We start from the raw sequence: 12,800 nt of genomic DNA, 5'->3' as shown, positions 1-12,800 counted from the left end.
GGCAATTTGCTGAATACGGGGACGAAGATCCTCTATCATACGTGGTGTAAAGGCTTTAGAGACTAGACGACGTAGGCGAGTATGATCAGGTGGATCTACCGTAAGCATATTCGGCATATTCATCAACCAGTCAAACAGTTTACTCGCAGCTGTATTTTCCGAATTTAGATGCTGCTTATCATGGGGTGATGTGAATTTCCGTAAATCTTTGATAAAACGAGAATCTTTCAGAATAGTAATCACATCATCATAGTGTAATGCGATCCATGTCCCTCCCATGCCATAAAAGTCATCAATTTGAAAAAAACGCTCTTGTTGCTTGATGAGGTTTTTATAGAACATAATGGGATTACGCATGGTTTCCGGCGAATTCAAATCCTTAAAAGTAAGTTTTTTCACTAATATCCTCCTTATCATTATAACTAATGAATGATCTGAAATTACATGTCTCTTTACCATACTATTCTATAGTCATTCATAATAAAAAATAACACATCCGAACCCTAAACTTGTTTGGTTGAAAATATATTCCTAAGCAAAAAAACACTAATACATTTCCCTTTATATCTCTTCCGTAATATACAAATATAGATTCTATAACAACCTATATGAGTCACCATACATGTTAAGAAAATAGATTTACCCAAAAAGAAAAAATGAGCTTTTTTATTACAAGTTAGCACAAAATTTCATTTTTAGGGTAGTTGTCTTCTCTAATATAAAACAATACAGTTATTTAATTTTAAGACTTCAAACAATCATACCCCCCGTTCTGATTTTAGGACGGGGTTAAAATATTAGTTGTTTAATTTTTGATGTAAAATACTTTACTGCACTTGAAAATATAACAATAAAGTCATTTAAATTGAAGGGGTCTTCAACAATCGCTCCCGATTCTAGAATAGTACGCTGACTTTCTAATTGATTATAATTACTTTTTTAAAATCGGTATCCATATTTCGCTTTTGAGAGTTGGTGAGGTTACATCTTTATTCTCATTCCACAGGATTTCTGGACCTTCTATTTGTTCATAATTTGAGGATGGAAACCATTCGGAATAAATGCGTCCCCATACATCTTGCAGCGTATCTGGAAATGGTCCGATTGCTTCAAATACAGCCCACGATAAAGCAGGAACTTCAAGCTGTGTTAGGTTATCAGGACACGCTTTAGTTGTTGCCACACCAATATAATGGTCAAGCTCCCCTTTTTCCACCATCCTGCCTTCAGAAAAGTTCGTGGATGCATTAATAAGTCCCATAGGCTCGACTTTAGAAAGTTTTTTTAATTTATTTATCGTTTCGCTGTCCAAATTTCCCCACATAGAGACGATTTCCGGATTAACCCCTTTGAAAATAATAGGAACTCTTTTCTTAATACCAACGATGCGAAATGCCTCTTTTTCTTCAATTCGATAGTTCATTTCACTTCCTCCTTTGATTGATAAATGGAAGGTCATTCGTGGGTAAGCTTTAAGTGAATGGCCATTATTTCTAGCTTCTGACGGTGTTATGCCATGCAAACTTTGAAAAGCCCGTGCAAAAGAATTTGGTGAATTGTAGCCGTATTTCATTGCAATGTCAATGACCTTTACTTTGCTACCTTTAAGCTCAAATGCTGCCAGAGTAAGCCTTCTGCGACGGATGTATTCCGATAGTGAAATACCTGCAAGGAAGGAAAACATCCTTTTAAAATGGTATTCGGAGCAGAAAGCTAGCCTTACTACTTCTTTAAAGTCAATATTATTGGTAAGATTTTCTTCAATGTACTTTAATGCTCCATTCATGTTTTTAAGCAAATCCATTTATATGACCTCCTTTATCAAAAGAATAGCAGGAATTGAATGTATCCATCCGACTTTTCATGCACAATTATGTAGGGTTAACTCATAAGTAATAAAACATGTTATTTAATAAAATGTCGCGATTGTGAAATAACAGAATGAGGATTTTTAAATAACTTTATTGTAAATTCACATTCTCTTAGCTTGATAGCGATGTGGCGGTACCCCATGTCCATCAACTTAAGAATATTCACTATCCTAAAAAATAAAAAACGTTATTCTTTCTAAACAAGCTAGATTATTAGAAAGGATAACGTTTTTTATTAAGTTGCTGGGTATAGGTGGCACTCCTATAATAACGAATACATACTTTCACAATTCGTGTTAGTTAAATTAATGTTTTATCCGTTGTTTAATTTCTTTAAAACGAGCATGTATAAATTTCTTGATATCCAGGTGATCCTTATATAAGGTAACGGTATACATTATGGAAGATGCAAGGATAGTAGACCATATTAACCAATCTCCAGCATGAGAAAGAACTTTAATTATTTCATTCGTAAATTGTTCATGTCCTGCATGAAATCTCGATATGAGAGAGTTAAGGTCGAATAGCAATAAAATAACAATTCTTCCCAAAAGCATAATAATCCATCCGATAATATAGGTATAGCCTCCAACACTACATAATTGATTGTTATGATGAAAGACTTTCACCCTCTTAGCTTGCCAATAACCAACTATCGCTCCTAAGATAAGCAAGCTAATTAATTCAATTGTAATTATAAAGTCCAATCTATTTGGAAGACCAATATAAGTTCTGATTATAGCCATGATTGGTATACCAAGAAGATCGAAGCTATCTACTCTCTTAGGGATAAGCTGCCTAATGATCAATACAATAACGACTACAAGAATAATAATGAAAACTTTATTCATGCGATTAATCCCTCTTTTTTTCTTTTAAATAATACTCAATAAGTTGATTTACTTTTTCTTCTGAATATGATTCTGGTGTTTGAAGGACATGAATTACTAGTCCATCGATAAATCCGTACAGTATCTCCAATTCAAGATCTCTATTATAGCCTGGTGTGACGTATCCTAGATCCTTCATTAAATCTAGAATTATTCCCATAAGATACCTCGTATGGTCATCCATTTTCTTCCGAAGTTCAAGAAGCTCTGGGGAACTAAAGGATATACCCAGAAATATAATCCAAACCTTCCCTTCCAACATTTCTTCTTTATTAGTAGGAATAATAAATTTCATTAATCTTCTAAGTGCTTCTTCTTTTGTTCCCTTAAAATCACTTGTACGAGTTTTTGCCCGTTCTTCCATTCGATTCAATACTAAATTCATTGCATAATGAATTAATTCATTTTTAGACGAAAAATGATGCTGAACAAGTCCAACCGAAATGTTTGCTTCATCAGCGATTTGCTGTATGGAAGCTTTATCGATACCTTTTTCTAATATTACACGCCAAGTAGCGGTGGCTATCTGATTTTTCCTTTGTATTTGATCAACTATTTTAGGCATTCATATCCTCCTCCTTTTTTATAATATGATTATATTATAAAAAGATACCTAAAACAATATGAACATATTTCTTTAGATGTAGTAGGGGGCACTGCCCATCAACTCAGGAAATTTTAATACCCTCAAATACCAAAAAACGTTATCCTTTCTAAACAAGCTAAATTAGAAAGGATGACGTTTTCTTATGAATCTCTCGATTCAAGATGAACTACTACCATTTGCTGAAGAATTACAACGATATGTCACACCTGTATTCTTAGAAGAACTTGCAAGAGAAATCGGATTTATAAAGCGAAAACGTAAGTTTTCTGGATCAGACTTAGCTACTATTTGTATTTGGATTAGTCAACGGGTCGCAAGCGATCCCTTAGTTCGATTATGTAGTAGGCTTCATGCTGCGACAGGTACTTTACTCAGCCCTGAGGGCTTAAATAAACGCTTAAATACAAAAGCAGTTTTGTTTTTACAACATATTTTTTCTTTACTGTTACAACAAAAAATATGTGAACAAACACCGATTTCTAACCAACTCTTCTCTTATTTTGAGCGAATTCGTATCCTAGATGCCACCGTATTTCAAGTGTCAAATGCTTTAGAAAATGTATATCCAGGGTCTGGAGGATGTGCCCAAACAGCTGGAATCAAAATTCAATTAGAATATGATCTGCACAGTGGGGAATTTCTTAACTTTCAAGTAGGATCTGGAAAAAATAATGACAAAACATTTGGTACGAAATGCTTAGATACCTTACGACCAGGAGATTTATGTATTCGTGATTTGGGTTATTTTTCATTGGAAGATTTAGATCAAATGGATCAACGAGGCACATACTATATTTCTCGTTTAAAATTAAATACAAATGTATATGTGAAAAATCCAAACCCAGAATACTTTAAAAATGGTACCATTAAGAAACAATCGGAATACATACAAATTGATGTGAAACAGCTTTTAAACCAACTACAGCCCGGAGAAACATTTGAATTAAAACATGCTTATATTGGTGATAAACAACAACTTTTTACACGCGTTATTTTTAATCGATTAACAGAAAAACAACTTCAAAAACGACGAACGAAGATCGCAGAAAAAGAAAAATCACAAAATAGAATGTACTCAGAGAAAAGTAAACTGGTAGCGGGATTAAACGTCTACGTGACGAATATACCTTGGGAATGGGTTCCGATGGAACAGGTACATGAATTATATACTTTGCGTTGGCAAATAGAGATTGTTTTTAAAACGTGGAAATCACTCTTCAAAATAGACCATTATCGCAATGTAAAACAGGAGCGATTAGAGTGCCAATTATATGGGAAGCTAATCGCTATTTTCCTGTGCGCCTCTACTATGTTTAAAATGCGTCAACTTCTTTTGAAAAAGAAGAAAAGAGAATTAAGCGAATATAAAGCGATTGGAATGGTTCAAGATTATTTACATCTGTTGTATCAAGCTATACAACAAAACACTCAAGAAATAACAAAGGTTCTCATCCGCCTGTTTCACCTCCTACAGAAGAATGGACGGAAATCTCACAGATATGAGAAGAAAACTGTCTTTGATATTATGGGTGTTGTCTATGAATATAGTGGATTGAAAAAACAAAAGAAAGTTGCATAATTTTTAAAAAGGACACCTAATTAGGTTTATTTGGCATGCCCATTTTTAAGGATAAATAGTGTTTTAAGAGTTTTTTAGTTTATTTGAACGAAAGTTCATTTAGTTTCCGTTCTTAAGTTGATGGGCATGGGGTGACACCAATACAATAGATTGATAGGTATGGGGCAGTATCCATATCTATAAACTTCGTTACACCTATATTCACTACTGAGTTACATAACTTTAATCAAGTGAAAAACAAGACTCATTTTGTAAAAACTGAAACCAACGTTTTCTAAATTGAACCTGAGCCATATCTGCATGAACATGGGCTTCCATTTTTAAAGCTTCTGGTATAGGCCTAGGGTGTTGACTTTCTACAATGATTTGATCCTCTTTTAGTACTTTTAAACTAAATTTAGCTAAGATTTGGTCTAGTAAAGGGAGGTTCTTTAAAAATGTCCTTCCGGTATATCCCATAATTAATGTCTTTTCTTCATCAATTGGTGTAAACGTAATGTACTGAATAAATGACTCATTCTCCCGTTTTCCACTGTGAAGCATCCATTGATGTGGGAATTTGTATTCAAGGTAAGCATCACCATTTGAGAATATAAACTGATCCAGTGTTCCCTCCAGCTTATAATTAGTTGATTCAGCTTTTGTTTTTCTACCTATCGTTTTTTTATGTACATAAGCAAGGTGAGCAATATCCAGCACAGATTCGATTGATCGAGTAAGGTGAGCATTCCAAGTGGCGTGGAAGGAAGAGAGTTTAAAAGGAGTGTTCTCCATTACATGAAAAGTTTGCCATTCAGGTGGAGCTTCCTCACTATCGGGGTATATCCAAATCAATCCAATCTTTTCCTTTACAGGGTATGAGAAGGTATGAGCAAATTTCGGGATAGGTTTATTGGGTTGGGATGGAATTCTTACACAAGTACCACAACTATTGAATTCCCAACCATGGTAGGGACAGACTAGTTTGCCATTTACTACTTGTCCTAGTGATAAGTCAGCGCCACGATGGGGGCAGTAAGGGGATAAAGCCTGAACTTCGCCTTTTTCATCCCGATATAATACAAAATCTTTGCCAGCAACTCTTTTTTTTACTGGCATCTTTTTTATATCTTTTGAATAACTCACAGCATACCAATTACGTGGGAATACTCTATTTATATTTAGAGTCATTTATTTTCTCCTTCTTTTTTATTCACGTAGTAGATTCTACTGATGTCTACTACATATTGTCTATTCTATGCTATAAAATATTTTAAATGTTCGTTTAAAATTAAGAAATCTACAGTTTGATCTAATCATTATGAAAACGTGTATAATCTCTCTAAATGTAACAAAAGCGACTATAGTACAATATATTTTAAAAAGGAGAAAGTAAATAAATCCAGATTCACTGATAAATAGGATCAAAAAGAGAGGGAATTATTTTTATGGAACGATAGAGCATTTCAGATACAGTGACACATGTATAACCATTGTTTTTAAAGTGGATTAGGATGCTTTCTAATGCTTCAACTGTCTGAGATGTCTGAGAAAATTCGCTACCATTCCAATCATGAAGTAGAATGATATTTCCAGGCTGTACACCTTTTATGATATGCTTTGAAATTTTGTTAGCTGCTGGACTTCTCCAATCTTGGGGATCCTGATGCCACGACCATAAGATCACAAGTTTTCCGTTTTGTATGGCTGTATTAATAATTAAATCATTATGTAGCCCTCCAACTGGACGATACAGAGTTGGTTTATAACCAGTAATTTGTTTGATAACTTCATCCGTTCGATTTAATTCTGATGTTAATTTAGCTGCAGTCATGTTTTTATCATAAATGTGATTATAAGTATGATTAGCAATTTCATGTCCTTCTTTTACTTCCCTTATTAAAATAGCAGGAAACCTTTTAACTTTATTACCTGCTACGAAAAAGGTTGCTTTTGCATTGTATTTAGCTAATATATCAAGTATTTGAGGGGTGAAAATAGGATGAGGACCATCATCAAATGTTAGTGCAACGATTTTTTCCTTTGTATTTACCTCCCAAATTACTTTCCCTGTTTTTTCATATTCCTTACGACTATCTGTAAAAGCGTATATGGATATTGGTTTTGAACAAAGAGAAATTATAAAAAAAATGAGGAATATCGAATTTTTTATCACAACTAATACACTCCTATGAGATACAAGTAAGTTTAGTTTATGGAATTATTATTAAATTATTTAATAATAAATTAAAAAAGAGGAAAGTGGCAAGAGGGGAAGGTTAGAACTATCATGTTGTTCTCAGTTCAGGATTCAATTTTATCATTTTAGCCAATTCATCTCCCACCTACTCACTGGGCTGTGACCCTTCACGCTCCTTGAGGAAGGAGTCTTCTTGGCTAAAATGATAAAGAAAAGTTGCTATTCATTATGGATAATTGTAGGAAAGAGTGGCGTCTTTTTATGAATCTTTCGATTCTTGGGATTTTAAACTATCGATGAAGAACTACAACTACATATGCCTCCTCATGCTTTAGAATACCTAGCTAAATAAAAAGGGAAGATTAACTTAAAACTGTTTGCTTGCTTTATAAGTTAAATATTTCTAGGGAGAAATCGGTATAGAATATATAATCGAAGGTTGGCAAATAAGTTTAGAAATTTAATAACCCTTTTTATTTAATAAAACAATATAAGTATATTAGCTAAATATCCCGAGGCAGAAATCTTATTTTATTGAAAATTGAAATATTAAGCAGTATTCCTATTGCGATTAAATTAACCATTAAAGAACTTCCACCAAAACTTATAAATGGAAATGGAGTACCCGTAAGAGGAAATAGTCCTGTAATACCACCTAAATTTACAACAGATTGCAAACCGATCATGCATCCTATACCAATTGCTATAAAACTGCCGAATGGATCTACACATAATTGTGCAATTTTTAAGGAGCGAAGTACTATAGTCAAAATTCCAGCCAATATAATAAATACACCAATAATTCCTAGTTCTTCAGAAACTATTGCCATTATAAAATCAGTGTGTGGTTCTGGCAGATAACCTGTTTTTTGTATACTATTTCCAAACCCACGACCAGTGACTCCTCCAGAGCCAATGGCAATAAAAGAATTTACAAGCTGGTATCCATTTCCTTGCGCATCAACAAACGGATTGAAAATCGTAGTAATACGTGTCTTTTGAACTTCTGACAAACTATATTGAATCAAAAAATATAAAATAGGTAACCACAAAATAGAACCGATGGTAGTTCTTTTGATTAGTAGATTTATATTTATTCCTGAGCAAAGAAATATGCTAAAACCTATACCTAATATTAAAAGTGCAGATCCTAAATTTGGTTGTTTAAAGATAAGAAAAAAAATTGTAGCTAAAAAAAATAAAAGTTTTCCGATATCACTCCAATTATTTTTAGCTTGTTCTTGTCGTAATGCAAAAAAACGGGCTGTTACAAGTATTGTTCCTAATTTAAGAAATTCAGCTGGCTGTATTCCAAAGATCCATGATTGAGCATTATTTACCACTTTTCCTTTCCATAAAACCATAATTAATAAAAAAATCCCCCCAACCATAATACAGATTGAGACTATTCGTTTTTTCCATATTTCATATGGGAGTAAAGCACAAACTATTAACCCTATTGTTCCTAAAAGTAGCTTTGTTAATTGAGAATCAACAAAATGTCTACTGTTATAACCGTAATGTTGGACAGCGACAATGGAGCTTGCACTATACATCATGATAATACCTAAAGTACATGTTATGAATAGAGGAAGGAGCAATAGATAATCGAGTTTTAATATTTTTTTCATTTTAATATCCTCCTGATTTAAAACAAAACATAATATTACATTTGCTTATGAATAGAATCTTGTTCTCGTCAATTACTAAATATGACTTTTGTTTAGGAAGATTCTATCGCTTACTCCCTGTTTTTTTACGCAAAAATCCCCCTAGTATGTAACTAGAGGGATTCAAAATGGCATGACTAAATAAGGCTTTTTTCCCCCTAGTAGAGCTTTGGCACTATACAACGTAAAGTAATGAAAATTCATTACTTAGCTATCTTAAGAAGAGCCTTAATCCGACAATTCCTGTTCTACCCATTGGCGTCTTTCGACATTTTTGGGCAATAGCCTGTGTTTGCATAGGAGCCTCACCTAACAGGTTAAGCAATATAAATTTTATGTGTTTGTTTCGTGTAGCAAGCATAAATATATTTTTTTTGCTTGTCAAGCAACCATATTGCTAATTTTATTTGTTTTATTGCTTTATAGTCCTTTGAGAAATGATTTGAAAAAATGTATGTAATCATTCCGTATAAGTACATATTTTTGACTTGTAGTGTATCGTTTGATTAAGTAGTTTAACCATATAAATTTGATAAACAGTAAAGAAGATTTTAATCATAAAAGAAGATTTTTTTATGAATGTTCTTTTGATATACAGAATGACTAATTATTCATCTTTTGTTATAAAATTGGAATTTGATTAAAAACAATAAATTTCATATGTTTTATTACGTTTCTTTGAATTAAATCTATTTGAATTCTATGTTTTTTAAGGAGAATTTTAAATTTAAAATAAAATATAATTTCATTTTCTATAAAAGATTTTTTTATGAATGGAATTGAAAGTCAGTTGACAAATATTAAATTCTGGTTTAAATTTTGAAGTAATTCAATAAACTTTGTTAGGTGAGGCTCCTGTATAGAGAAACGCTGCTGCCCAAAAATGTCGAGAGACGCCAATGGGTCAACAGGAACGGTCGGATTAAGGCCCTTTTTAATGTAGCTGGTTATAAAAACCTATGCTATACAGTGCTAAAACTCAACGAGGGAGTGGTATACGATTTGATAGAAAGGCACCTCTGTGATTTTGGTAGGGCGGTCTTAATAATCATTTATTTGTATTGTGAAAAAACCTTTACTCCTTTTTGAGTAAAGGTTTTTCTGTTTAATTTTATTTATTTTTATCTGGTCTATATTCAAAAAGGAGGTAATTCTAACTAATGAATTTATTGCAATGTAACTATTATTGCTCTAATAAAAAATTTAAGGCAGATAAAATAAAACAAAACCACTCATGAAACTCTAGAGTCTCCCTTAGCAATATGAGGAGGAGTTAACATGAAGAAATTATTAAAGGAATTACTTGTAACCAAAAATAACTTGGATGCAGAGAAAGTTTTACGTCATCCATCGTATGATATTGCACAAGAAGTAAAACAGTTTTCAATTGAAAATCAAGTCATATTGCTAAATACGATTCCTGTATTAAAAAGCTCTAAAATTCTTCAATATATGGGTGCAGAAGAAAAATATAATATCTTAATTCACTTATCTGAAAACAAAGCTAAAAAGTTACTAAATTTACAACCGATTGATGAATTAGTAGATTTACTGCTAGCGGTTCATCCGGAAAAACAGGCTAAATTAATGGCGTATCTAGATAAAATCACAAAACATAACGTGAAAAAATTGATGACCTTCAAACCTGAAACGGCAGGAAGTCTTGTAACAAGTGATTTTGTTGCAGTTAGAGGAAATTGGTCAGTAAAAATGACATTGAAGTACATTAGGGAACATTCTAAAAATGTAGAATTAATATCTTATAGTTATGTTCTTGATAGTCATGGTTATCTTGAGGGAATCGTTTCCATACATGAGTTATTACTAGCAGCAGATGAAGAGATATTATCTACTATCATGATTCAAGAGGTAATTTCAGTACACGCTGAAGTTGACCAGCAAGAAGTTGTAAAAAAGCTACTGAATTATAATTTAGCAGCAATACCTGTCACAACAGCAAATAATAAAATGATTGGTATTATAACATTTGATGACGTAATGAATGTTATGGAAGCAGAAGCTACAGAAGATATTCAAAAGTTAGGCGGAAGTGAACCATTGAATCAATCTTACTTTGAAGCTAGCATTTGGAGTATTTTCTTAAAACGTCTACCATGGTTATTACTTCTTTTTGTTGCTGAAGCATATACAGGTACGGTATTAAAGTATTTTGAAGACGAAATTGAAACTGTAGTTGCCCTTGCTTTCTTTGTTCCATTATTAGTAGGTACTGGAGGGAATACAGGAACACAGGTTGTAGCAACAATTACTCGTGCAATTGGTATTGGAGAGGTGAAATTTAAAGACATTTTCCGTGTAATGAAAAAGGAGTTTGCAATTGGTATGCTTCTTGGACTTGCACTTGGGATAGCTGGGCTCACTCGCGCTTATATGTTAGGAGTTGGAACAGAAGTTGCACAAGTTGTAGCAATCACTTTATTATTTATTGTTATTTGGGCCTCTCTTGTTGCAGCTGTTTTACCTTTGATTCTAAGAAAATTAAAACTAGATCCTGCAGTTGTTTCAGGTCCATTTATTACAACATTTGTTGACGGGACAGGATTAGTAATTTATTTCATGGTTGCAAAAACGTTATTAAATTTGTAAGTATACACTCAAATAAATACGAAATGTAAAATAAGTATTTTGCATTGCTTGCTAAGACTTAGTGGGGAACTCGGGAATGAGGAAAATCAACGCTTTTGTCTTTATTAAAAAATATTTTAAAGGATTCATTGAATGTAATTAATACCGGAGGATAAAACTATGAAACATCTAAGAAAAATCTTCAAACGAATTTTGCTTCTATTTTCTATTTTCATGCTTATTGGCATAGGAATATTATTTGGTACTAGCTATGGCCGAGAGCTTCGTATAACAATCGCTGGAAGTATACTAACTTCTCAGCATCCACAATATGCGAAATATACATTCCTAACCCAAAAGGAACTAGATAAACTGCAAGATAGAATTAATCATCCGAAATGGTCAAACAGTGATGAGCATATTTATAAAAAAATAGCAGGAAAAAGATTAGAAGAATTAAAAAATCAGCCATTAGAAATTGATGTAGAAACAATTAAAAGCAATAAAGATAGTCGTTTTCTTTTCGAAGGAAGGTTAGTTACCATAAGCAATCCCTTCAATGTTAAACTTGTTAGTCATCTAGGAACACAGGGCGCTAACAGAGGAGAAAAAATTAGTGTAATGGCAAAACGTAATCATGCACTTGTTGCTGTGAATGCAAGTGGATTTGCTGATGAAACAGGGAGGGGTGGAGGAAATGTGGCAACTGGCATAGTAATAGAAAATGGGAAAGCTATTGATACGAATATGGATAGAAATACCCCTACAATTATTACGGGTTTAACAAAGTTTGGGCAAATGATAACAGGAAATTATTCTACCCAACAACTTTTGGATAAACAAGTTGTTTCCGCAGCTGGATTTATGCCACAGTTAATTGTTAATGGAGAAAAAATGATTACAGAAGGAGACGGTGGTTGGGGTTCGGCTCCACGAAGTATTATGGCCCAAAAAGAAGATGGTACAATTATGTTTCTAGTTATTGACGGTAGACAGACGCATAGTATAGGATCTACGTTAAAAGAGTGTCAAGACATCCTATATGAAAAAGGAGCTATAAATGCAATGGCAATGGATGGAGGTTCTTCTGCTACGCTATATTTAGGGGGAAAGGTTATAAATTCGCCTTCCACATTATCTCATGAAGATCGTTATTTACCGAATGCTTGGGTGGTAACAGCAAATTCTAAGCAAAAAATACAGATGACAATAGATGGGGAAAAGGTAAATCCTAAAACATTAGATAATATAGGTACAAATATATAAATCCATGTATGAGCTACTTATATAAATAAAAAAATTTTTTACAACCGTAGAATGTATTAAATCATAAAATCCGTGAAATGAAATCAATATACAAAAAGGAGAAATGACCTTAGACGAAGTGACTGCGTTCATTTTAACACTATCATCTGGAT

General features: G+C 33.1%; 9 protein-coding genes, 1 pseudogene and 2 riboswitches. Of the genes and pseudogenes, 3 read left to right on the top strand and 7 right to left on the bottom strand.

Features of this window, described 5'->3' with window-relative positions; translation table 11 throughout:
- The 4 genes and pseudogenes from ACTFRU_RS21715 to ACTFRU_RS21700 all read right to left on the bottom strand — a co-directional run.
- Positions 1 to 399, bottom strand: a pseudogene (locus ACTFRU_RS21715) (cytochrome P450); the annotation flags it as partial.
- A gap of 532 nt (positions 400 to 931) precedes the next feature.
- Positions 932 to 1,804, bottom strand: a complete 873-nt coding sequence (locus tag ACTFRU_RS21710; RefSeq protein WP_048538632.1) for an AraC family transcriptional regulator — start codon at positions 1,802 to 1,804, stop codon at positions 932 to 934.
- 372 nt (positions 1,805 to 2,176) lie between these two features.
- Positions 2,177 to 2,722 carry a hypothetical protein gene (locus tag ACTFRU_RS21705; protein WP_048538634.1) on the bottom strand — a complete coding sequence of 182 codons (546 nt, stop codon included), beginning with the start codon at positions 2,720 to 2,722 and terminating at the stop codon, positions 2,177 to 2,179.
- Between the two features lie 4 nt (positions 2,723 to 2,726).
- Positions 2,727 to 3,326: a TetR/AcrR family transcriptional regulator gene (locus tag ACTFRU_RS21700; protein ID WP_048538635.1), complete on the bottom strand. Its 600-nt coding sequence runs from the start codon at positions 3,324 to 3,326 to the stop codon at positions 2,727 to 2,729.
- A 184-nt stretch (positions 3,327 to 3,510) separates the two neighbouring features.
- Here ACTFRU_RS21700 and ACTFRU_RS21695 point away from each other — a divergent pair, with 184 nt between their 5' ends.
- Positions 3,511 to 4,947, top strand: a complete 1,437-nt coding sequence (locus ACTFRU_RS21695) for an IS4 family transposase (protein WP_440037857.1) — start codon at positions 3,511 to 3,513, stop codon at positions 4,945 to 4,947.
- 222 nt (positions 4,948 to 5,169) lie between these two features.
- On the opposite strand, the gene ACTFRU_RS21690 is transcribed toward ACTFRU_RS21695, so the two are convergent.
- From ACTFRU_RS21690 to ACTFRU_RS21680, 3 genes are all read right to left on the bottom strand, one after another.
- Positions 5,170 to 6,117 carry an aromatic ring-hydroxylating oxygenase subunit alpha gene (locus ACTFRU_RS21690; RefSeq protein ID WP_048538638.1) on the bottom strand — a complete coding sequence of 316 codons (948 nt, stop codon included), beginning with the start codon at positions 6,115 to 6,117 and terminating at the stop codon, positions 5,170 to 5,172.
- Positions 6,118 to 6,334: 217 nt separating this feature from the next.
- Entirely contained in the window at positions 6,335 to 7,102 is a 768-nt protein-coding gene (locus tag ACTFRU_RS21685) for a polysaccharide deacetylase family protein (protein ID WP_048538639.1), read from the bottom strand.
- 527 nt (positions 7,103 to 7,629) lie between these two features.
- Positions 7,630 to 8,757, bottom strand: a complete 1,128-nt coding sequence (locus ACTFRU_RS21680) for an FtsW/RodA/SpoVE family cell cycle protein (RefSeq protein ID WP_440037856.1) — start codon at positions 8,755 to 8,757, stop codon at positions 7,630 to 7,632.
- Between the two features lie 186 nt (positions 8,758 to 8,943).
- Positions 8,944 to 9,120, bottom strand: a riboswitch (M-box (ykoK) riboswitch).
- Between the two features lie 507 nt (positions 9,121 to 9,627).
- A riboswitch (M-box (ykoK) riboswitch) is annotated at positions 9,628 to 9,793 on the top strand.
- 281 nt (positions 9,794 to 10,074) lie between these two features.
- On the opposite strand from ACTFRU_RS21680, the gene mgtE reads away from it, so the two are divergent.
- Together mgtE and ACTFRU_RS21670 are read left to right on the top strand one after the other, a co-directional pair.
- A complete protein-coding gene (gene mgtE / locus ACTFRU_RS21675; protein WP_017658057.1) occupies positions 10,075 to 11,403 on the top strand; it encodes a magnesium transporter in 1,329 nt (442 codons plus the stop codon).
- A gap of 159 nt (positions 11,404 to 11,562) precedes the next feature.
- On the top strand, positions 11,563 to 12,648 hold the full coding sequence (locus tag ACTFRU_RS21670; protein WP_098529500.1) for a phosphodiester glycosidase family protein: 1,086 nt from the start codon (positions 11,563 to 11,565) through the stop codon (positions 12,646 to 12,648).
- Positions 12,649 to 12,800: the final 152 nt, after the last annotated feature.

Origin of the sequence: Bacillus cereus group sp. MYBK220-1 (genome assembly GCF_051916445.1) — a bacterium.
Classification (GTDB): domain Bacteria; phylum Bacillota; class Bacilli; order Bacillales; family Bacillaceae_G; genus Bacillus_A; species Bacillus_A cereus.
The sequence above is the reverse complement of the archived record's forward strand: the minus strand, read 5'-3'. Positions and strand labels throughout refer to the sequence as shown.

What these genes read in the sequence shown, in the direction of transcription:
- mgtE (WP_017658057.1), top strand. Translation starts at nt 10,075, where the DNA reads ATGAAGAAATTATTAAAGGAATTACTTGTAACCAAAAATAACTTGGAT.
- ACTFRU_RS21705 (WP_048538634.1), bottom strand. Translation starts at nt 2,722, where the DNA reads ATGAATAAAGTTTTCATTATTATTCTTGTAGTCGTTATTGTATTGATC.
- ACTFRU_RS21700 (WP_048538635.1), bottom strand. Translation starts at nt 3,326, where the DNA reads ATGCCTAAAATAGTTGATCAAATACAAAGGAAAAATCAGATAGCCACC.
- ACTFRU_RS21670 (WP_098529500.1), top strand. Translation starts at nt 11,563, where the DNA reads ATGAAACATCTAAGAAAAATCTTCAAACGAATTTTGCTTCTATTTTCT.
- ACTFRU_RS21710 (WP_048538632.1), bottom strand. Translation starts at nt 1,804, where the DNA reads ATGGATTTGCTTAAAAACATGAATGGAGCATTAAAGTACATTGAAGAA.
- ACTFRU_RS21690 (WP_048538638.1), bottom strand. Translation starts at nt 6,117, where the DNA reads ATGACTCTAAATATAAATAGAGTATTCCCACGTAATTGGTATGCTGTG.
- ACTFRU_RS21695 (WP_440037857.1), top strand. Translation starts at nt 3,511, where the DNA reads ATGAATCTCTCGATTCAAGATGAACTACTACCATTTGCTGAAGAATTA.
- ACTFRU_RS21680 (WP_440037856.1), bottom strand. Translation starts at nt 8,757, where the DNA reads ATGAAAAAAATATTAAAACTCGATTATCTATTGCTCCTTCCTCTATTC.